We start from the raw sequence: 19,528 nt of genomic DNA, 5'->3' as shown, positions 1-19,528 counted from the left end.
GGTGCAGGTGCAGGTGCAGGTGCAGGTGCAGGTGCAGGTGCAGGTGCAGGTGCAGCCGCGCTGCGTGCGCAGCACGGCGAAGCGGCTGCCCAGCAGGCCGGGGAGCATGAAGAACAGCGCGATGAAGTAGCGGAAGAACGTGATCTCGAAGACGTGCAGCTCGCGCGAGGCATAGCGCACCGAGGTGTGCAGCAGCGTGAACGACAGCGCTGCGATCAGGCCCAGCAGCAGGCCCCGGACGCGTCGTGGAATGCGCTCGGCAAGCGCAGTGACGGCGTGCATGCGGCGGCTAGGGCGAGCGCACGCTGTGCGCTGCGTTCGTCATGGCACATCGACCGTGTCGACACCCGTGTCGCCTTCGAGCGGCCGCACCGGATGGGGCGGGTGCAGCGGCGCGCCACCGACCGGCACGACGCGGGCCAGAAAATCGATCACGGCGTTGGCGAAGATGTCGTTGCGGTCGCCGGCCACCATGTGGCCGGCGCCGGTGACGTTGACGTATTCCGCCGTCGGGCACAGCGCCAGGAACTCCTGTGCGCCGGCCTCGCTCAGCACATCAGACAGGCCGCCGCGCACCAGCAGCGTGGGCAGATGCAGGTTCACCGAGCAGGCTGCCAATCGCCGGGAGCGCTGCTCGAGATCGAACGGGGCGGCGCGGTAGCGCGGGTCCCAGTGCCAGTGGTAGCGGCCGTCGGCGCCCAGGCGCACGTTCTTGCCCAGGCCGTCGAGCTTGGGCGGGCGCCTGCGGTGCGGCTGGTAGGTACCGATCGCTTGCGCCACTTCTTCCAGCGAGGCGAAGCCCTCGGGCTTGAGGCGCATGAAGGCCTGGATGTGGTCGACGCCTGCGGGTTCGACGCGCGGCGCGATGTCCACCAGCACCAGCGCGGTGGCGTCGACATGCGACTCGCCCACCGCCACCAGGCTGGTGCCGCCGCCCATCGACGCACCCACCAGCACCGGCCGGCGCTGACCCAGCGCGCCGAGCACGCACTGCAGGTCGCGCACCATCGCGTCCTGCCCGTAAAGGCCGTCGGGCGCCCAGTCGCTGTCGCCATGGCCGCGGGCATCGAAGGCCACGGCGCGGTAGCCGGCTGCGCCGAGCGTTTCGCCGGTGCCCTTCCAGGCGTGGCGGGTCTGGCCACCGCCATGCTGCAGCAGCACCAGCGGTCCGTCGACGGGGCCCCAGGCATCGCCGGCGATGTGCACGCCGCCATGGCCGGGCCAGCGGTGCATGGGCTCCGGCGTGCCCGGCAGTCGGGTGAGGGCGGCTTGGGAGGTCATGAACTCGGATCTCCTTGGTTGTCGTTGGCCGGCACGCTGGCGGCAGCTAGCCGCGCAGCGCCGACAGGCCCAGCTCGCCCTTCGCCAGCAGCAGCGCCTGGATCTGGTTGCTGCCCTCGGCGATGGCGAGGTGGCGCACGTCGCGGTAGTGGCGCTCGAGCGGAAAGTCGCTGGTGTAGCCGGCACCGCCCAGCACCTGCATGGCATCCTCGCACACGCGCAGCACCGTCTCGCTGTTGTGGCGCTTGGCCATCGAGCACCAGCGCTGCGCGTCGTCACTCTTTCGGTCGAGCGCATCGGCAGCGCGCGCGGCCAGCAGGCGCGAGCTTTCCACCCGCGTCATCATGTCGGCCACCATCTGCTGCACCAGCTGGAACTGGCCGATCGGCCGGCCGAACTGCTGGCGTTGCCCGGCGTAGCGGCAGGCTTCCCGGTACGCGGCCTCGGCCACGCCGGCGCAGACATAGGCGACGAAGCAGCGGCCGAGGTTGAGGTAGTGCTTGGCGATCGCGAAGGCCTGGCCTTCGGCGCCGATCAGGTTGCCGGCCGGCAGCAGCACGTCGTCGAACAGCAGTTCGCCGAGCGGGCAGCAGTGCATGCCCATCGCGTGCACCTCGCGCGCCGAGAAGCCGGCCATGCCGCGTTCGACGATGAAGGCCGACACGGCGCGGTCGTTGCCGGTGCCGGTGCGCGCGAACACCACGCCCAGATCGGCGTGCACGCCGTTGGAGATGTACAGCTTGCGCCCGCGCAGGCGCCAGGCGCCGCTGGCGGGGTCGCGTTCGGCGCGGGTCTCCACGCCGCTCGCGTCGGAGCCGACGTTGGGTTCGGTCAGGCCGAAGAAGGCCAGCGTGTCGCCGCGGATCAGCGCCGGCAGGAAGCGCTCGCGCTGCTCGGCGCTGCCACGCTCGGCGATGATCGACAGCACCAGGTTCGAGGTGCTGATCATGCTGCGCAGCGAGGCCCAGGTGCCGGCCAGCTGGGCCAGCAGCGTGCCGTAGGTGACGTGGTCCAGGCCCTGGCCGCCGAGTGCCTCGGGCAGCAGGCCACCAAGCAGGCCGTAGCCGCTCATCGCGCGCACCAGCTCGCGCGGTGGCAGGCGGCGTTCGCGTTCGTGCGCGCCGACGATGGGCGCGACTTCGCGCGCCAGGTAGTCGGCGAAGGCGTCGCTCGCGGCGCGCTGCCAGTCGGCGAGTTCGAAGTCCATGGTCGTCAGTTCACGGCGCGGGTGGCGTTCACCAGCGCGTCGGGCGGCAGGCCCAGCTCGGCCAGGATGGCTTGCGTGTGCTCGCCGATTGCCGGCGCCTGCGCGCGGTCTGCGGGCAGGTCGCGCAGCGGCACCGGGAAGCGCAGGCGTGGCTGGCCGTCGCCCTCGCTCACCATGCCGCGAGCCTGGAAGTGCGGGTCGGCCAGCACGTCGTCGAGGCTGTTGACCGGCGCACAGGGAATGTCCTGGGCATCGAACAGCGCGGCCCAGTGTGCGAGCGGCTGCGTGCGCAGGCATTCGGCGATGGCCGCGTCGATGCGCGCGCGGTGCGCCACGCGGTCGTGGTGGCGCGCGAGCGCCGGGCCCTGCAGATCTGTCAGCCCGAGCGCAGCGACCAGGCGGGCGAAGAACGGGTCTTCGATGGCCGCGATGCTGAGGTAGCGGCCGTCGGCGGTGGGGTACACGCCATAGGCCGGCTGGCGCGGCAGACCCGCGCTGGCGGCCGTGCCGCGCGCCTTTGCCGCGAACCACGAGCCGAGCCGCGGCGTGGTCCAGTGCAGTGCGGCGTCGGCGATGGCAACGTCCAGGAACTGGCCGCGGCCGTCGCGCTCGCGCTGCTGCAGTGCGGCCAGGATGGACACCACCGCGAACATGCTGCCGGCGATGTCGGCCACCGGGATGTTGACGTCGTGGGTGGGGGCACCGCCGCGCTGCGTGAGGCCCACGACGCCGGCGGCGCTGAGGTAGTTCAGGTCGTGGCCGGGACGCAGCGCCTGCGGCCCGCTGGCGCCGTAGCCCGAGACCGAGGCGTAGATCAGGCGTGGGTTGAGGGCGCTCAGGCTGTCGTAGTCGACGCCGAGACGGCGCGTCACGCCGGGGCGGAAGCCTTCGACCAGCACGTCGCTGCGCTCGGCCAACTGGCGCAGCACGGCGCGGCCGGGCTCGGTCTTGAGGTCGATGCAGATGCTGCGCTTGCCGCGGTTCAAGGCTTCCACCATGTCGGGCACGATGGCGCGTGCGTTGTCGCCGCCGGGCCGTTCGACCTTGACGACCTCGGCCCCCAGGTCGGCCAGCAGCGATGTGGCGTAGGGCCCGGGCAGCAACTCGGACAGGTCGAGCACGCGCAGGCCGGCCAGCGGCGGGCTGCCACCCGTCTTGACCACGCTCATGCCTTGCCCGCCTTCAGCGCCTGGGCGCGCTGCGGGATCGGGTTGTCGTGGCCGGCAAGCTCGGCGCTGTCGTCCTGCGCCAGCACCAGGTCCCACAGCTTCTGGCCCAGCGGTGCGCGCTTCTCGTCGAGCAGGTGCGCCACCAGCCCGGCCGAGCGGCCGATCAGCGCGAAGCCGCGCGCCCACAGCGGGTCCAGCCCCGTATCGGCGACGCAGGCGCCCACGGCGCCGGCGGCGTTCAGCGGCAACAGCTTGCCGTACTCGGCCTGCGCGGCACGCTCGATGGCCGAGGCCAGTTGCCAGTGCCGGCCTTCGAAGCCGCATTCGCCGGCCACGCGGCGCAGCGCCGGCACGCGCGGGTCGCCCTTGATGTGGATGGGATGGCCGATGCCGGGCACGATGCGCTTGCCGGCGCGGTACTCGCGCACCAATGCAGCGGCGCAGGCGTCGAACGCGGCGCTGTCGGCGTCGGGCGCCAGCCCGGCCACGGCGTCCTTCAGCATCTGGGCGCTGAGCTGCATGGTGCCCAGGAAGTGGTTGCCCGCGCCGAGCAGGCCGGCCGCCACCGCGCCCTGGATCGATTCTGGCGCGCCGAGGATCGTCAGCCGTGCGGCGATCGCGCTCGGCGTCAGGCCGTGGTCGGTGACGGCCACCATCAGCGCGTTGGCCATGCGCTTCATCGGCGCGCTGGGTGTCTGGCCGGTGGCGGCCAGGAAGATCATGTCGATGAAGTCGAGCTGGCCGAGGATCTCGGTGGCGATGTTGCGGTCGCGCACGAAGATCTCGTCGCGCGTGGTGTAGCCGATGGGGGTCTTGATGGTCATGCTGCTTCTCGTTTCAGGTTCTCAGGCCGGGCGGCGGCGCACCAGCAGTTTCCAGACGCCTTCGACCACCACCTCGCCGCGCTGGTTGATGACCTGGCGCCTGAAGGCCACGACGCCGCGGTCGGGTTTGGAGGTTTCGTTCTTCTCGGCCACCTCGACGCGCACGCGCAGCGTGTCGCCGATGAAGGTGGGCCTGGGGAAGCGGCACTGGATGTCGAGCAGGCCCATCAGGCTGGGCTCGAGGTGCTGGTTGAGCTGCATGCGCGTGACCAGCCCCGACATCACCGCCAGCACCAGCAGGCCGTGCGCGATGCGCTGGCCGTAGGGCGTGTCCTTGGCGTACTCGGCGTCGACGTGCAGGCGGTTGTAGTCGGCCGACAGGCCGGCGAAGTTGACGACGTCGGCTTCGGTGACGGTGCGGGTCGGGCTGTCGAAGCTGTCGCCGATGCCCAGGTCTTCAAAGTAGCAGGGCTCGGCGCGCAGGGCGGACAGGTTCATGAGGTCTCCTTCGTGTCGAGGGTGGGCAAGGCCAGCACCTGCTCGACGAGCTGGGTCTTGAGCACGCGGCCGGTCAGGTTCTTGGGCACCTCGGCCATGAAGACCACGCGCCGGGGCTTCTTGTAGGCGGCCAGATGCGCGCTGGCGAACGCGGTGATGTCGTCGGCCGTCGGCTGCTGGCCGGCACGCGGCACGATCACGGCGCAGATCAGCTCGGTCCAGCGGTCGTCGGGCAGGCCCACGCAATGCGCCTCGGCAACGCCCGGGTGCTGCTGCAGCGCCTCTTCGATCTCGGAGGCGTAGATGTTGATGCCGCCGCTCTTGATGATGTCGCGCTTGCGGCCGACGAAGTGCAGCAGGCCGTTGGCGTCGAGCCGGCCGAGGTCGCCGACGGTGAGGAAGTCGCCGCGCCGCGTGCTCGCAGTCAACGCGGGGTCTTCGAAGTACTCGTCGTACTGCGACTCGCTGCGGCAGCAGATCTCGCCCACCTCGCCGGGCGCCACCTCGACGCCGTCGTCGCCGAGCAGCTTGAGCTCGACGCCGAAGAAGGGCCGGCCGACGCAGTTGCCGTCGAGGTGGTCGCGGACCTCGGCGCCCTTCAGGTTGGCGTAGGGGCCGACCTCGCTGGAGGCAGCGTAGATGTTGAGGACGCCGTCGCCGAAACGCGCGAGCAGCGCACGCTTGAGCGTGCCCGACAGCGCGCCGGCGCCGGACTGGATGACGCGCAGGCTGGACAGGTCGGCGCTGTGGAAGCGCGGGTGTTCGACCATGGCCTGCAGCATCGCCGGCAGCAGCATCGTCGAGTCGATGCGTTCTTGTTCGATCGCGTCGATCACCGCACCGGCGTCGAAGTGTTCGTGCAGCCGGATGCTGGCACCCAGGTACAGCGGCAGCAGGGTGTAGACGCAGCCGGCGCCCAGGCAGATCGGCAGCACGCACAGCGTGCGGTCGTCCATGCCGAAGCCCTGTTCGATGGCGCGTTCCTCGAAGCCGAAGCGCGAACGCAGCGCGCCTTTGGGCCGGCCGGTCGTGCCCGAGGTGTGCAGCATCACGGTGCTGCCGGCGCGGCCTTCCGGCACCGCACCGGTGGCGTCGGCCTGCAGCGCCTGCCAGCACAGTGCGTCGGGCGGCGCGTGGCTCTCGGCATCGGCAAACCAGATCCAGCGCCGCGCCGGATCGCCCAGCGCCTGGGCCCGCTCGGCGAAGCCCGAACCCAGCAGCACGAAGCGCGCGTGCGCGGCCGCGATGCCGTGGCGCAGGTCGTCGTCGGCCAGGCGGTAGTTCAGCGGCGCCGGGATCGCGCCGATGCCGGTGAGCGCGAAGTAGGCCACCAGCATGTCGGCGTGGTTGGTCGACAGCATCGGCACCTTCTCGCCCGGCGCCAGGCCCAGGGCGGCCAGCGCGCACATTGCGCGTTCGGTGCAGGCCAGCAGTTCGGCGTAGCTGAGCGCGCTGTCGCGGAAGCGGATCGCGACGCGCTGCGGGTTGCGCCGCGCGTTCAGCCGCAGCGCGTGGAGCAGGGTCATGCCCATGTGTGCCGATGCGTCATGTCGTCAGGGATTCAGTTCAGTGGAACGCGGAGACGCCCAGCACCTCGCGGCCGATGATGAGGGTCTGGATCTCGGTCGTGCCCTCGGGGATCATGCCGCCGCGCGTGTCGCGGAAGATGCGCTCGATCGGCAGTTCTTCGCTGTAGCCCGAGCCGCCATGCACCTGCAGCGCCATGCCCGCCACCTCGTGCGCGGCTTCGGCCGCGTAGAGCTTGGCGATCGAGCACTCGGTGCGCGCGCTGCCGCCCTGGTCGAGCGCCCAGGCGGCGCGGTAGCCCAGCGCGCGTGCGGCTTCGCAGCGCACCATCATGTCGACGATCAGCTTCTGCACCAGCTGGAAGCCGGCGATCGGCTTGCCGAACTGCTTGCGCTGCTTTGAATAATCGATCGACAGGTCGAGCGCCGAACGGGCCGCGCCGACCGCCCCCATGGCCACGTTCAGGCGGCCGAAGTTCAGCCCGGTCAGGATCGCCTTCAGGCCTTCGCCTTCCTTGCCGAGCAGGTTGGCCTTGGGGACCACGGCATCGTTGAAGCTCAGTTGCGAGGTGCCGGTGGCGCGGATGAACATCACGTCGGCGCGCCGGGCCTCGTATTGCGTCTGCGTGCGGTCGACGATGAACAGGCTGATGCCGCCGTCGCAGGTCGCGCTGAAGGTGCGCGCCACCAGCACGCCGAAGTTGCCGTGGACGCCGTTGGTGATCCACAGTTTGTTCCCGTTGACGAGGTAGTGGTCACCCTTGTCCTCGGCGCGGGTCTCGATGCCCGCCACGTTGGAGCCGTGGTTGGGCTCGGTGATCGCCATCCAGTGCTTCAACTGCCCGGCCAGCAGCGGCTTCAGCCAGCGCTGCTGCTGCTCGGGCGTGCCCTGCCGGTGCAGCAACTGCGCCAGGATGTTGAGCGAGTTCATCATCACGCGCAGCGACAGCCAGCAGTAGCCGGCCTCTTCCATCAGGATGGCCCAGTCGGCATAGCGCATGCCGAAGCCGCCGGCCTCTTCGGGCAGCAGGCCGCCGAGGTAGCCGAAAGGCTGCAACTGCGGCAGCAGGTCCCAGGCGAATTCACGCTGCTGCTCGGATTCGGCCACACGCGGCGCGACGCGCTCGCGCATGAAGCGGCGCACCGATTCGCGCATCGCGTCCTGTTCGGGGCTGAAGCCGAAGTCCATGAGATGTCCTCGTTCAGGTCGCGAAGCGGCCGCCGGTCACGTGCAGCGTGGCGCCCGTGATGTAGCCGGCGGCTTCGCTGGCCAGGAAGGCCACCGCGCCGGCGACGTCGCGCGGCACGCCCAGGCGCCCGATCGGCGTGCGGGCGATCGCGTTGTCCTTGATCTTCTGGTAGTGCGGCAGGTTGCGCACGCCGTCGGTCTCGATGAAGCCGGGGGCAATGGTGTTGACGGTGATGCCGTCGCGGCCGAGTTCGAGCGCGAGCGCGGCGCTGAAGCCGAGGATGCCGGCTTTCGCGGCCGAGTAGTTGGCCTGGCCCGGATTGCCCAGGTGGGCGCGCGACGAGATGTTGACGACGCGGCCCCAGTGCTGCGCGGCCATCACCGGCGCCACCGCCTTGGTGCACAGGAAGGCGCCCTTGAGCACGGTGTCGATCACGGCGTCCCAGTCGGCTTCGCTGAGTTTGGTGATGCGGGCGTCGCGCGCGAAGCCGGCGTTGTTGACCAGCACGTGCACGCCGCCGAAGGCGTCGCGGGCCGACTGCACCAGGCGCTCGACGTCGGCGGCTTTGGTCACGTCGGCAGCCACGGCAATCGCCTGGAAGCCGTCGCGCTGCAACGCGGCACAGTGCTCGGACGCGACCTGCGCGTCGATGTCGGTGACGACGACGCGCGCGCCTTCCTCGGCCAGCGCGCGTGCAGTTTCGGCGCCGATGCCGCGGCCCGAGCCGGTGACGATGGCGACTTTGTCGGTCAGTCCGAGTTGCATGGTTGTTCCAGATCAGGTCAAAGCAGTTGGTCGTCGTGCTCGCCGATGTACGGCGCAGGCCCGGGCCGGGTGGCCGGCGTGCGGCTGAAGCGCGGCGCCGGCGACGGCTGCACCACGCCCTGGCTTTCGAAGAAGGTGTCGCGCGCGACGTTGTGGGGGTGGCGCGCGGCCTCGCCGGTGTTCAGCACGGGGCCGAAGCAGACGTCGGTGTTTTCCAGCAGCGCGCACCAGTGAGCGCTGGGCTGGCTGCGGAAGATGGTGGCCAGCTTGGCCTTCAATGACGGCCACGCCGACGGGTCACGCTGGCGCTGGAACTCCGGGTCGGTGATGGCGAGCTTCTGGAGCAGCAGCGCATAGAACTGCGGCTCCAGCGCGCCCAGGGAAATCCACTGCCCGTCGGCGCATTCGTAGGTGTCGTAGAAATGCGAGCCGCCGTCGAGCAGGTTGGACTCGCGCTCGTCCTTCCAGTGGCCGACGGCACGCAGCTCGCAGACGATGGAAGTGAGCAGCGCCGCGCCGTCGAGCACCGCTGCGTCGACGACCTGTCCGTGGCCCGAGTTTCTGGCCTCGAACACGGCACACATGATGCCGAACGCGAGCATCATGCCGCCGCCGCCCAGGTCGCCGATCATGGCCGCCGGCGCGATGGGTCCGCCGACCTTGCGGCCGATGGTGGCCAGCGCGCCCGACAGCGCGATGTAGTTGATGTCGTGGCCCGCGGCCTGCGCCAGCGGGCCTTCCTGGCCCCAGCCGGTCATGCGGCCGTATACCAAGCGCGGGTTGCGCGCCAGCAGCACGTCCGGGCCCAAGCCCAGGCGCTCCATCACGCCGGGGCGGTAACCTTCGATCAGCGCGTCGGCGCCGTCCAGCATGGCCAGCACCTTGTCGCGGTCCTGCGGCGACTTGAGATCGACCGCCACCGAACGCCGGCCGCGGTGCATCACGCTGCGCCGGCCACTGGCCAGGAACGCCGGCTCGCCGCGGTCCTTGCCCTTGTCGACCTTGCGGTCGAGGCGGATCACGTCGGCCCCCATGTCCGCGAGCATCATGGCGCAGAAGGGTCCGGGGCCGATGCCGCCGAACTCGATGACTTTCAGGCCTTGAAGGGGACCGCCCATGGCGCTGTTCCTTTGATTCACTGTGGTTGATTCAGCCCAGCCAGCGCTTGCGCCGGCGGTAATGCTTGACGTCGCGGAAGCTCTTGCGCCCGCCTTCGCGGTCCAGGCCGAGATAGAACTCGCGCACGTCCTCGTTGGCTCGCAACTCCTCGGCACCGCCCTCGAGGACGATGCGTCCGCTTTCCATCACGTAGCCGTAGTCGGCGATCTCCAGCGCCACGCGCGTGTTCTGCTCGACGATCAGCAGCGCCAGGCCTTGCTCGCGCAGCCGGTGCAGCACGGCGAACACCTCCTCGACCATGCGCGGCGCCAGCCCCAGCGAAGGCTCGTCGATCAGCATCAGCCTGGGCTCGGCCATGATGGCGCGGCCGATCACCAGCATCTGCTGCTCGCCGCCCGAGAGGTAGCCGGCGACGCGCTTGCGCAGCTCGGCCAGCCGCGGGATGGCCTGATACACCGCGGCCAGCGCCTGGCGCATCGCGGCGGCGGACTTGAACATGTGGCCGCCGATGATGAGGTTCTGCTCCACCGTCATGTGCGGCAACACACGCCGGCCTTCCATCACGTGCACCAGGCCGGCCCGCACCACGGCGGCCGAGTCCCGGCCGCGGATCGGCTGGCCTTCGAACGTGATGCTGCCGCCCGAGACGCGCCCGTCCTCGGAGTCGATCACGCCCGAGATGGCCTTCAGCGTGGTGCTCTTGCCGGCACCGTTGGCGCCCAGCAGGGCGACGCAGCCGCGCTGCGGAACCTGCATCGACACGCCCTTGAGCGCCAGAATGACCTCGGCGTAGAGCACCTCGACGTTGCTCAACGCCAGCAGCGCGCCCGCTGCGGTGGGGGCAGGCTGCACCGGCGCCTGCTTGGCGGCCTGGCGCCGCGCCTCCACTGCGGCCGATTCGCTGCTGTCCGTCACCACTTCGGCACCGTGGGCACGGCCACGTCGCCGGCGGCCCGAACCACCTTGCCGTCCTTCATCGTCGCCACGTTGACCTTGGCGCTGCCGGTGGGGAAGGGCGAGTCGGCGCTGAAGTCCACGCCCGGCAGCAGCCCCATCAGCTCGGCGGACGTGAACGGCGTGGCCAGCAGCGCGGCGTGCACGGCCTCGCCGGTCACCTTGTCGGCGCCCTTGGCCTTGACCGCGGCCTCGATCGCGCGCACCGCCACGATGGTCTGGCCGAGGCCGATCATGGTCATGGCGTTCCAGCCCGACTTCAGGCCGTGCTTGTCCTGCAGCACGCGGTAGAACTTGCGGGCCGTGGTGTCGTCCTCGCTGGCATCCGCGATGGCGCCGACCTCGAAGTCACCGGCGAAGCCGTTGGCGTCGCCCAGCGCGCGCGACGACCCGGCCACGCCGTTGTGCAGCGACAGCATGATCGGGATGTTCTTGCCCAGCGCCTGCAGCGCACGCTTGGTGGCCACGGCCTGCGCAGTATTGGTCTGGATGACGATCACGTCGGTGCCGGCGTTGGCCAGGCGGCGCACCTGCAGCGTCAGGTCGGCCGGTTGCACCTCGGTCCAGATGGCCTCGACGAAGGTGGCCTTGTCCGGGTGCGCCTTGGCGTAGCTCTGCAAGCCCTTGGCCATGTCAGCGTAGGCCGGTGTGGCTTCGGAGGTGATGATCGCCACCTTCACCGGGCGCTTGCCGTCCAGCTTGGTGGCGCGGAACCACTCCACGAAGCCAGCCGCCTCGTGCGCGTAGGTCGGGCGGATGTTGAGCGCCCACTGGCCGGGCTTCCAGCCGAAGCCGTAGGCTGCGGTGCCGAACAGCATCGGCACCTTGTCTTCCGGCAGCCGCTGCTGCAAGGCCGCCGCGTCCGGGCCGCCCAGGCCCAGCACCAGGGCTGGCTTGAGCTCGGCCTTGATGCCGGGCCACAGGCTGGCCGTTTGCGCTACGTCGTAGCGCGTGTCGTAGGTCTTGATGGCGATGCGCACCTTGAGCTTCTCGCCGACTTCCTTGTTCCACCAGTCCAGTACGGCCAGTCGGCCGCCCTGCATGTCGTTCATCACGTTGGCATAGGGGCCGGCGAAATCGGCCAGCGCGGCCACGTTGATCGTGGTCTGGGCGTGCGCGGCGGTGCTCAGCAGCAGGCCGCAGGCCAGAGCGGTGGCACAGTTCAGGAAGGGGCGTCGTTGCATGGGGTTGTCTCCTCGGAGGTGGGGGTCGGGAAGGGGTGGCTTCAGTGCGGGAAGGGCCAGAGTCGATAGGTCGCCTTGAAGATGTTCCAACGGTGCATCAAGCCCTTGGGCTCGAGCAGCAGGAAACCGGTGATGACCAGGCCCAGGAACACGTTCATGCTGGCGAACACGATGTCGCTGCTCAGGGTGGGGATGAACTCGATGAGATCGGGCCCCAGGGTGGTGATGCTCTCCTGCACGATGCGGATCAGCACCGTGCCGATCAGCGCACCGACGATGGAGCCCAGTCCGCCGACGATCATCATGGCGATGAACCAGATCGAGTTGAACAGCGTGAACTGGTCGACCGAGACGAAGCGGATCTGGTAGGCCCACAGCGCGCCGCCGATGCCGGCGTAGAAGGCGCCGAGCACGAAGGCGCGGGCCTTGGTGCCGGGAACGTCGATGCCCATCATGCCGGCGGCCACGTCGTCGTCGCGTACCGCCACGAAGGCGCGGCCGTGCCGGCTGCGCAGGATGCCGAAGGCGCCGAACACCATCACCGCGGTGCTGAACAGGAACAGGTAGTAGAGCGCGCGGTCGCTGTCGAACACCAGCGGGCCCAGCCGCGCCGGTTCCAGGCTGAAACCGTTGACACCACCGAGCCACGATGAGGGCAGGTTCAGCACCACGAAGACGAACAGGAACTGCGCTGCGATGGTGGTCAGCGCGAGGTAGAAGCCCTTGATGCGCGCGGCCGTCAGCCCGAAGGCCCAGCCGGCCAGCGCCGCCAGCACACCGCCCACCGGCACCGCGATCCAGAACGGCAGGCCGAACTTGACTTCCACGACGCTGGCGCCGTAGGCGCCCACGCCCATGAAGGCGGCCTGGCCGAGGTTGATCTGCCCGGCGTAGCCGGTGGTGATCTGCAGCCCGACCACGACGATGGCCGTGACCAGCATCAGGTTGGCCACCGCCACCAGCCGCGGCGAGGCCAGCCAGGGGTAGAGCAGCAGCGCGGCGCCGAACAGCGCCAGGGCCAGCCACTGGGCACGGGTGCGCACGAGCGCGCTGTCGCTCGCGTAGCTGGTGGAGAAGATGCCGGAGGGGTCCATGGGTTTCAGACTCTTTCGATGCGTTTCCAGCCGAACATGCCGGTGGGCCGGACGATGAGCACGACCAGCATGAAGATGTAGGGCACCACCGCGGCGGCGTTGCCACCGATCAGCGGGTCGATGTAGGCGGCGGTCAGGCCTTGCACGACGCCGACGATGATGCCGGCCAGCAGCAGCCCGCCGATCGATTCCAGCCCGGCCAGCAGCGCCACGGGCAATGCCGCGAAGCCGATCTCGGACGACAGGAAGGTCAGCGACTTGCCGCTCAGGTAGACCATCGAGGTGATGACCGAGAGCACGCCGCCCAGCGCCCAGGCGAAGGCGATCGAACGCCGCACGCTGATGCCCATGGCCAGCGCGATCTGGTGGTCCTCGGCCACCGCCGACATGGCCAGGCCGGCACGGCTGCGGTTGAAGAACCAGTGCAGACCGGCGGCGCAGACCACGGCGATGATGCCGCCGGCAGCCAGCGAGCGCGGCACGATCAGCTCGCCGACGATCAGCGGCGCGAGCGGAATGATGGCCGGGAACTGGCGTTCCTGCGGGCCCCAGATCAGCAGCACCAGGCCACGCATCAGGATCAGCAGGCCGATGGTGACCATGATCATCGAGAACACCGACTCGCCGATCAGGCGGCGGAACAGCAGGCGTTCGATCGCCAGTCCGATGAGCACCGAGATCGCCAGCGCCACGCCGATGCCCATGGCCGGGTGCATGCCGCGCGACTGCACGGCCCACCAGACCAGGAAGGCACCGACGACCAGCATCTCGCCGACCGCCATATTGAACACCTTGCTGGCGCGGTAGATGACGACGAAGCCCATCGCCACCAGCGAGTACAGCAGGCCGAGCAGGGCGCCGTTGAGCGCGTAGTTGAAGAACTCGATGATCATCGCGGGCCGGCCTTGCTGATGTCGGTGGCGGTCACGGTGGCGCGCAGCTCGCCCTGGCGACCGTCCTGGTAGGTGATTGCGATCGCGCAATCGATGTCGTTCGCACCCGCGTACAGGCCCGCGATCAGCGCCTGGTAGCGCTGCTCCAGGAACTCGCGGCGCAGCTTGCGGGTGCGGGTGAGTTCACCCTCGTCGGCGTCCAGTTCCTTCGGGAAGTTGGCGAAGCGCACGACGCGCGAGCCCTCGGGCAGCAGGGCGTTGATGCGCGCGATCTCGTCGCGCACAAGGGCGCGGATCTCCGGCCGTTGCGACAGGTCGGTGAAGGTGGAGAACGCGATGCGGCGCTCCTCGGCCCAGCGTGCGGCGACACCCATGTCGATGTTGATCAGTGCGCCGACCCAGGGCCGGGTGGCGTCGCCGAGCACCATCACGTCCTTGATGAACGGCGAGAAGCGCAGCCGCGTCTCGATGAACTGCGGCGGGTAGGGGTGGCCGCTGGCCAGCTTGACCAGGTGCTCGACGCGGTCGAGAAACACGATCTCGCCGCGCTCGGTGCGGCGCACCGCGTCGCCGCTGGCGAACCAGCCGTCGCGGTCGAGTGCGGCCGTCTTGTCGGGCTTGTTCCAGTAGCCCAGGAAGCCGGTGCCGCCGCGCAGCAGCAGTTCGCCGCCGGACTCGATGCGGGCTTCCAGCGGCGCGCCGAAGGCGGCGTCCACGTCGAGCAGCGGGCCTACGGTTTCGAGGTCGTAGCGCTCGCCACGGTGGCCGGCGATGAGCCCGAACTCCGAGCAGCCGTAAAGGTTGCGCAGCGGCACACCGAGGGCGTGGAAGAGGCGGAACACGTCGGGCGCCATCGCCGTGCCACCGGAGACGGCGATCTTCGAGCGCAGGAAGCCGAACTGGTCGCGCACGGCATGCAGGGTCAGCAGCTCGGCCAGCGGCAGCAGCAGCCGCGACAGCGCAGGCGCCGGTCGGCCTTCAAGCCTGGCCACGTGCACGTGGTGGCCGATTCGCACACCCCAGCGATACAGGCCGCGCGCCAGCGCACCGGCATGCAGCATGCGGGCCTCGATGGTGGCGGCGATGCTTTCCCACTGGCGTGGGCCGAACAGCACCATGTGCGGCGCCAGCTCGCGCAGGTTGGGCAGGACTTGGTCGGGCCCCTCGGGGAAGTTGACCACCAGCGGCAGCGTCAGCCCCAGCGTCACGCCAAGCAGCTGCTCGGTGATCCAAGCCAGCGGCGTGTACGACAGGTACTCCATCCCCGGCTCGATCGGCAGCGCGCTGCGCATGCGGGCGGCGTTGTCGATCAACCAGCGGTGGCTGATCATCACGCCCTTGGGCTTGCTGGTCGTGCCCGAGGTGTAGGTCAGCAGCGCCAGGTCGTCCAGGCCGCCGGCCTCGACCTCGCGCTCGAAGCGCTGCGGGTGGCGGCGGTGTGCCTCGCGGCCCGCCGCCAGCAGGGCGTCGAAGGCGTGCAGCAGGTCGTGGCGGTACGACCACATGCCCGAGTTGTCCCAGTAGCCGATGCCGAAGATGTCCGGCAGCCGGGGCGCCACCGCCAGCGCCTTGTCGACCTGTTCCTGGTCCTGGGCGAAGATGAACTTGGCGCCCGAGTCCGCGCACAGGTAGTGCAGTTCCTCGGCGGTGGCGTCGGGATAGACCGACACCGTCTTGGCGCCCAGCGACTGGGCCGCGAACACGGCCCAATAGTGCTCGGGCTCGTTCTCGCCGATCACGACCGCGGTGTCGCCGCGAGAAAGGCCCAGCGCGGCGGCGCCCAGGGCGATGCTGCGCACCTGCTCCAGCACATGGGCGAAGTCGTACTCGCGCCAGATGCCCTTGCGCTTGACGCGCTGCGCCAGCCGCCCCGGCTGCGTGCGGGCGTGTGCGAGAAGCGTCTGCGGCAGGGTGCGCAGCGCGACGCCGGAGGAGGCGGCGCTCGCGCGCGTCGTGGCTGCCGGCGCGGGTGGCGAAGCCTGCTTGGGCAGGGTCGTCGTGGCGCCGCTCATGCCGCTGCCCCCAAGTAAGCCTGAATCACGGCGGAGTCGGCCTGCACCTGGGCCGGCGTGGCGTCAGCGATCTTGCACCCGAAGTCGAGCACGGCCACACGGTCGGCCAGGTCCATCACCACGCCCATGTCGTGCTCGACCAGCACCACGGGGATGCGCCTGGCCTCGCGCACATCGATGATGAAGCGGGCGAGGTCTTCCTTCTCCTCGGTGTTCATGCCGGCCATGGGTTCGTCCATCAGCAGCACCTTGGGTTCCATGGCCAGCGCCCGGCCGAGGTCGACGCGCTTGCGCAACCCGTAGCCGAGCGAGCCCACCGGCCGGTGGCGGATGTTCTCGATCTCCAGGAACTCGACGATGTTCTCGACCACCTCGCGGTGCCGCGCTTCCTCGCGCTGGGTCCAGGGGAAGTAGAAGAAGGCTTGGACAAGGCTGGAACGCATGTGGCCGAAGCGCCCGATCAGGATGTTGTCGAGCACGCTCATGTTGGAGAAGAGGTGCGTGCCCTGGAAGGTGCGCACGACGCCGTCGCGGGCGATGGCGTGCACGGCCCGGCCCAGCAAATCGCGGCCTTCGTACTGCACGCGGCCCTGCTGCGGGCGGTAAAAGCCGCTCAGCACGTTGAGCAGCGAGCTCTTGCCGGCACCGTTGGGGCCGATGATCGCCAGCATCTCGTCGGGCCGGACCTCGATGCTGACATCGGACAGTGCGGTGACACCACCGAAGCGCAGCGTGATGCCCTCGGCGCGGAGAACGGGCGCGGCGCTGGCCGCGCTGCTCGTCGTGGACGTGGCCATGGTCGGAGTCGAGGTCATGAAAAGGCGTTGAGCCCGGTGAGGGCGCGCCCGATGATGAGCTTCTGGATCTCGGTCGTGCCGTCGGGGATGGTCATCATGCGGGCATTGCGGAACAGCAACTCGACGCCGAAGTCCTTGGTGATGCCGTTGCCGCCGTGGATCTGTACCGCCTTGGAGGCCACGTCGACCGCGATCTCGGTGGCGTAGCACTTGGCCATCGCGCTCTCGACCTCGCAGCGCACGCCGTGGTCGATCAGGTTGAAGGCGCGGTAGACCAGCAGCTTGGCTGCGTCGAGTTCGATCGCGGCCTCGGCCAGCATGCCCTGGATGAGCTGGTGGGCGCCGATCGGCTTGCCGTGCTGGCGACGCTCCTTGGCGTAGGCCACCGCCTTGTCGAGCGCCGCCTGGGCGATGCCCACGGAGGTCAGGCCGACCATCGGCCGTGCTTTCTCGAACAGCACCAGCGTGTTCTTCAGCCCTGCGCCGGGCGCGATCAGCATGTTGCCGGCGGGCACGCGCGCACCATCGAAGAACAGCTGCGCGGTCGAGGTGCTGTTGAGCCCCAGCTTGTCGATGTTGCGGCTTTCGTAGCCGTGCTCGGCGCGGTCGACGAGGATCATCGACAGGCCCTTGGCGCCTTCGTCCGAGGTGCGCACGATGACCATGCAGAAATCGGAATAGTGGCCGTTGGAGATCCAGGTTTTCTCGCCGGTGACGACAAAATGGTCACCGTCCTTCTTCGCGCGGCAGGTCACCTCGGCCACGTTGGAGCCGACCCCCGGTTCGCTGATACCGCTGCAGGCGATGATCTCGGCGCGCAGCATGCGCGGCAGGTACTTGTCGCGCATCGCCTCGTTGGTGCAGACCTCGAGCGAGTAGGCGCCGAGCTGCTGGATCAGCAGCGAGATGGCAACGTCGCCCGAGACGCGCGCGAGCTGTTCGTACATCAGCGCGTAGGTCAGCCAGGGCATGCCCAGGCCGCCGTGCTTCTCGGCGATGATGCCGTTGCCGCCCATGCCGTAGGGGAGCATGAGCTGGAAGATCTCCAGCATGCGCTCCTTCTCGATCAGCTTGTCGGGCTGGTAGCGCTGCACGATGGGGCGCAGCTTGGTTTCGAGAAAGCGGTTGAAGCCTTCGACGGCGAGGCGTTGTTCTTCGGTGGGCAGGAAGTTCATTCGTTGGGTGCAGGTTCGGTTGCAGCGAGGCGGCGCGCGCGGGTCAGCGGCCGAGGATGGTGATGGCGCACACCGCCTCTTCGATGCCGAAGATGCCGCCGCCGTTTTCGGCGATGGCCAGCCGCGCGCCCGCGACCTGACGCGCGCCGGCCTCGCCGCGCAACTGCGTCACCAGTTCGTGCAACTGGCCCAGGCCGGTGGCGCCGATCGGGTGGCCCTTCGATTCGAGGCCGCCCGAGGTGTTGATGGGAATGCGACCGCCGATGGTGGTGGCCCCACTCTCGGCGAGGGCGCCCCCGGCGCCGAACTCGCAGAAGCCCAGGTTTTCGCTCTGCACGATCTCGCCGATGGCGGTGGCGTCATGGACCTCGGCCAGCGAGATGTCCTGTGGACCGACGCCGGCCCGTTCGTAGGCGATCCTCGATGCCTTGGCGGTGACGTGCTGGCCCACGTCCTGCGGACGGCGCGTGCTGCCGGTGCCAACGACGGAGGCGAGGACGCGGATGGCGCGCCGACGCTCGGCCAGGCGCGCCAGCGCGCGTTCGGAACAGACCAGCGCTGCCGCCGCACCATCGCTGATCGGCGCGCACATCGGCAACGTCAACGGGTAGGTGATGGGCGGCGCGGCCAGCACTTCGTCGATGGTGTAGGCATTGCGATACTGGGCCAGCGGGTTGTGCACCGAGTGGCCGTGGTTCTTGGCCGAGACGGCCGCGAACTGGCGCTGCGTGCTGCCGAACTCGCGCATGTGGAAACGGCCGAACGCGGCGTAGATGTCCATGAACAAGCTGTACGGCGACTTGGAGGTGCTGCCCTCGGGAGGAATGACCCCTTCGCCCATCGCCAGCATCACGCGCCTGTTGGCCTCGACCGTCTGAAGATCCCAGGCGCCGTCGAACACGGCGAACATCTTCGCCTTGTCGGTGCTGAACATCTTCTCGGCGCCGACTGCCAGCGCGATGTCGCCTTCGCCCGAGCGCACGTATTGCACCGCCAGGTTGAAGGCCGAACTGGCGCTGGCGCAGGCGTTCTCGAGGTTGTAGACCGGAATCGATTCAATGCCCATCGAGCGCAGCGCGATCTGGCCGCGCACCATGGTCTGGCCTTCCAGCGCGCCTTGGGTGGCGTTGGAGAAGAACGCGCTCTGGATGTCGGCGGCCTGCAGGCCGGCGTCGGCCAGCGCGGCGTTCACCGCGTCGGCCGTCAGCTGCTTGATGCTGCGGTCGAGGAACTTGCCGCTCGGCGTCATGCCGACGCCGGCCACGTAGACTGCGGGTTGGGGGCTGTTCATGGGTGGCTCCTGTTGATCGCTGCGGTTCAGTAGCCCTTGAACTCGGGCTTGCGTTTGCCGACGAAGGCCGCCAGGCCCTCGCGCATGTCGTGCGAGTGGCGGTGTGCGTCCAGCACCACGCGCTCCAGCCGCAGCGCTGCGGCCTGCGGTTGCTCCAGGCCGTCGGCCACGGCCTGCTTCATCCGCCGCAGCACCAGCGGGCTCTTGGCGGCGATGCGGGTGGCCAGCCTGTCGACCTCGGCCACAAGCTCGGCGTCGGGCACGACGCGGTTGACCAGGCCCAGCGGCAGCAGCTCGGCCGCGCTCTGGGTGTCGCCGGTGAAGAGCAGGTATTTCGCGGCCGTGGCACCGATGCGCCGTGGCAGCACTGCCGTGCCGCCCGCGCCGGGGAAGACGCCGAAGTTGGCGTGCGCGTCGCCGATGCGCGCGCTGTCTGCGGCGACGATCAGGTCGCAGGCCATCGCCAGCTCGAGCCCGCCGGCCATGGTCAGGCCGTTGAGTGCCGCGATGGTCGGCTTCGGCAGCGCGCGCAGGCGCTCGATCATGCCG

19 protein-coding genes are annotated in these 19,528 nt (G+C 69.6%); all 19 read right to left on the bottom strand.

The annotated features are described in order from the left end of the window. On the bottom strand, nt 1-282 hold a 282-nt coding region (locus AC30PD_RS02895), incomplete at its 3' end, for an EamA family transporter (RefSeq protein WP_489534136.1). A gap of 39 nt (nt 283-321) precedes the next feature. Then, the gene (locus tag AC30PD_RS02890) at nt 322-1,281 is read right to left on the bottom strand and encodes an alpha/beta fold hydrolase (RefSeq protein ID WP_448169657.1); all 960 of its coding nucleotides are present in this window, start codon (nt 1,279-1,281) and stop codon (nt 322-324) included. 46 nt (nt 1,282-1,327) lie between these two features. Then, entirely contained in the window at nt 1,328-2,488 is a 1,161-nt protein-coding gene (locus AC30PD_RS02885) for an acyl-CoA dehydrogenase family protein (protein WP_489534135.1), read from the bottom strand. 5 nt (nt 2,489-2,493) lie between these two features. Beyond that, nucleotides 2,494-3,657, bottom strand: coding sequence for a CaiB/BaiF CoA transferase family protein (locus AC30PD_RS02880; protein ID WP_489534134.1), 1,164 nt, complete (start codon nt 3,655-3,657; stop codon nt 2,494-2,496). Beyond that, nucleotides 3,654-4,481 carry a citryl-CoA lyase gene (locus AC30PD_RS02875; RefSeq protein ID WP_489534133.1) on the bottom strand — a complete coding sequence of 276 codons (828 nt, stop codon included), beginning with the start codon at nt 4,479-4,481 and terminating at the stop codon, nt 3,654-3,656. Before AC30PD_RS02875 ends, AC30PD_RS02880 begins: the two co-directional genes overlap by 4 nt. Before the next feature lie 21 nt (nt 4,482-4,502). Then, nucleotides 4,503-4,979, bottom strand: coding sequence for a MaoC/PaaZ C-terminal domain-containing protein (locus tag AC30PD_RS02870; RefSeq protein WP_489534132.1), 477 nt, complete (start codon nt 4,977-4,979; stop codon nt 4,503-4,505). Continuing rightward, nucleotides 4,976-6,505, bottom strand: a complete 1,530-nt coding sequence (locus AC30PD_RS02865) for a class I adenylate-forming enzyme family protein (protein WP_489534131.1) — start codon at nt 6,503-6,505, stop codon at nt 4,976-4,978. Before AC30PD_RS02865 ends, AC30PD_RS02870 begins: the two co-directional genes overlap by 4 nt. Nucleotides 6,506-6,545: 40 nt before the next feature. Further along, nucleotides 6,546-7,694, bottom strand: coding sequence for an acyl-CoA dehydrogenase family protein (locus AC30PD_RS02860; RefSeq protein WP_489534130.1), 1,149 nt, complete (start codon nt 7,692-7,694; stop codon nt 6,546-6,548). 13 nt (nt 7,695-7,707) lie between these two features. After that, nucleotides 7,708-8,460, bottom strand: a complete 753-nt coding sequence (fabG, locus tag AC30PD_RS02855; RefSeq protein ID WP_489534129.1) for a 3-oxoacyl-ACP reductase FabG — start codon at nt 8,458-8,460, stop codon at nt 7,708-7,710. Between the two features lie 17 nt (nt 8,461-8,477). After that, nucleotides 8,478-9,578, bottom strand: a complete 1,101-nt coding sequence (locus tag AC30PD_RS02850; protein WP_489534128.1) for a CaiB/BaiF CoA transferase family protein — start codon at nt 9,576-9,578, stop codon at nt 8,478-8,480. 31 nt (nt 9,579-9,609) lie between these two features. Further along, nucleotides 9,610-10,401 (bottom strand): ABC transporter ATP-binding protein, encoded by a 792-nt coding sequence (locus tag AC30PD_RS02845; RefSeq protein WP_489534137.1) that lies wholly within the window; start codon nt 10,399-10,401, stop codon nt 9,610-9,612. 89 nt (nt 10,402-10,490) lie between these two features. Beyond that, a complete protein-coding gene (locus AC30PD_RS02840) occupies nt 10,491-11,717 on the bottom strand; it encodes an ABC transporter substrate-binding protein (RefSeq protein ID WP_489534127.1) in 1,227 nt (408 codons plus the stop codon). Between the two features lie 41 nt (nt 11,718-11,758). Beyond that, nucleotides 11,759-12,811 (bottom strand): branched-chain amino acid ABC transporter permease, encoded by a 1,053-nt coding sequence (locus AC30PD_RS02835; protein ID WP_489534126.1) that lies wholly within the window; start codon nt 12,809-12,811, stop codon nt 11,759-11,761. Nucleotides 12,812-12,816: 5 nt separating this feature from the next. Beyond that, entirely contained in the window at nt 12,817-13,704 is an 888-nt protein-coding gene (locus AC30PD_RS02830) for a branched-chain amino acid ABC transporter permease (protein WP_489534125.1), read from the bottom strand. Continuing rightward, nucleotides 13,701-15,716 carry an AMP-dependent synthetase/ligase gene (locus AC30PD_RS02825; RefSeq protein ID WP_489534124.1) on the bottom strand — a complete coding sequence of 672 codons (2,016 nt, stop codon included), beginning with the start codon at nt 15,714-15,716 and terminating at the stop codon, nt 13,701-13,703. Before AC30PD_RS02825 ends, AC30PD_RS02830 begins: the two co-directional genes overlap by 4 nt. After that, entirely contained in the window at nt 15,713-16,513 is an 801-nt protein-coding gene (locus AC30PD_RS02820) for an ABC transporter ATP-binding protein (protein WP_448169644.1), read from the bottom strand. Before AC30PD_RS02820 ends, AC30PD_RS02825 begins: the two co-directional genes overlap by 4 nt. 14 nt (nt 16,514-16,527) lie before the next feature. Continuing rightward, nucleotides 16,528-17,688, bottom strand: coding sequence for an acyl-CoA dehydrogenase family protein (locus tag AC30PD_RS02815; protein ID WP_489534123.1), 1,161 nt, complete (start codon nt 17,686-17,688; stop codon nt 16,528-16,530). Nucleotides 17,689-17,731: 43 nt separating this feature from the next. Beyond that, nucleotides 17,732-18,979: a thiolase family protein gene (locus AC30PD_RS02810; RefSeq protein WP_489534122.1), complete on the bottom strand. Its 1,248-nt coding sequence runs from the start codon at nt 18,977-18,979 to the stop codon at nt 17,732-17,734. A gap of 26 nt (nt 18,980-19,005) precedes the next feature. After that, nucleotides 19,006-19,528 (bottom strand): enoyl-CoA hydratase/isomerase family protein (locus AC30PD_RS02805; RefSeq protein WP_489534121.1); only part of this gene is annotated, 523 nt, incomplete at its 5' end.

The organism is Rhizobacter sp., from assembly GCF_032229685.1.
Taxonomy (GTDB): Bacteria; Pseudomonadota; Gammaproteobacteria; order Burkholderiales; family Burkholderiaceae_C; genus LMDS01.
This window is presented reverse-complemented; position numbering and strand designations above follow the sequence as displayed.

Bases quoted from the DNA above. Each gene is read 5' to 3' on its own strand.
- AC30PD_RS02890 (WP_448169657.1), bottom strand. From the start codon at position 1,281: ATGACCTCCCAAGCCGCCCTCACCCGACTGCCGGGCACGCCGGAGCCC.
- AC30PD_RS02885 (WP_489534135.1), bottom strand. From the start codon at position 2,488: ATGGACTTCGAACTCGCCGACTGGCAGCGCGCCGCGAGCGACGCCTTC.
- AC30PD_RS02880 (WP_489534134.1), bottom strand. From the start codon at position 3,657: ATGAGCGTGGTCAAGACGGGTGGCAGCCCGCCGCTGGCCGGCCTGCGC.
- AC30PD_RS02875 (WP_489534133.1), bottom strand. From the start codon at position 4,481: ATGACCATCAAGACCCCCATCGGCTACACCACGCGCGACGAGATCTTC.
- AC30PD_RS02870 (WP_489534132.1), bottom strand. From the start codon at position 4,979: ATGAACCTGTCCGCCCTGCGCGCCGAGCCCTGCTACTTTGAAGACCTG.
- AC30PD_RS02865 (WP_489534131.1), bottom strand. From the start codon at position 6,505: ATGACCCTGCTCCACGCGCTGCGGCTGAACGCGCGGCGCAACCCGCAG.
- AC30PD_RS02860 (WP_489534130.1), bottom strand. From the start codon at position 7,694: ATGGACTTCGGCTTCAGCCCCGAACAGGACGCGATGCGCGAATCGGTG.
- fabG (WP_489534129.1), bottom strand. From the start codon at position 8,460: ATGCAACTCGGACTGACCGACAAAGTCGCCATCGTCACCGGCTCGGGC.
- AC30PD_RS02850 (WP_489534128.1), bottom strand. From the start codon at position 9,578: ATGGGCGGTCCCCTTCAAGGCCTGAAAGTCATCGAGTTCGGCGGCATC.
- AC30PD_RS02840 (WP_489534127.1), bottom strand. From the start codon at position 11,717: ATGCAACGACGCCCCTTCCTGAACTGTGCCACCGCTCTGGCCTGCGGC.
- AC30PD_RS02835 (WP_489534126.1), bottom strand. From the start codon at position 12,811: ATGGACCCCTCCGGCATCTTCTCCACCAGCTACGCGAGCGACAGCGCG.
- AC30PD_RS02830 (WP_489534125.1), bottom strand. From the start codon at position 13,704: ATGATCATCGAGTTCTTCAACTACGCGCTCAACGGCGCCCTGCTCGGC.
- AC30PD_RS02825 (WP_489534124.1), bottom strand. From the start codon at position 15,716: ATGAGCGGCGCCACGACGACCCTGCCCAAGCAGGCTTCGCCACCCGCG.
- AC30PD_RS02820 (WP_448169644.1), bottom strand. From the start codon at position 16,513: ATGGCCACGTCCACGACGAGCAGCGCGGCCAGCGCCGCGCCCGTTCTC.
- AC30PD_RS02815 (WP_489534123.1), bottom strand. From the start codon at position 17,688: ATGAACTTCCTGCCCACCGAAGAACAACGCCTCGCCGTCGAAGGCTTC.
- AC30PD_RS02810 (WP_489534122.1), bottom strand. From the start codon at position 18,979: ATGAACAGCCCCCAACCCGCAGTCTACGTGGCCGGCGTCGGCATGACG.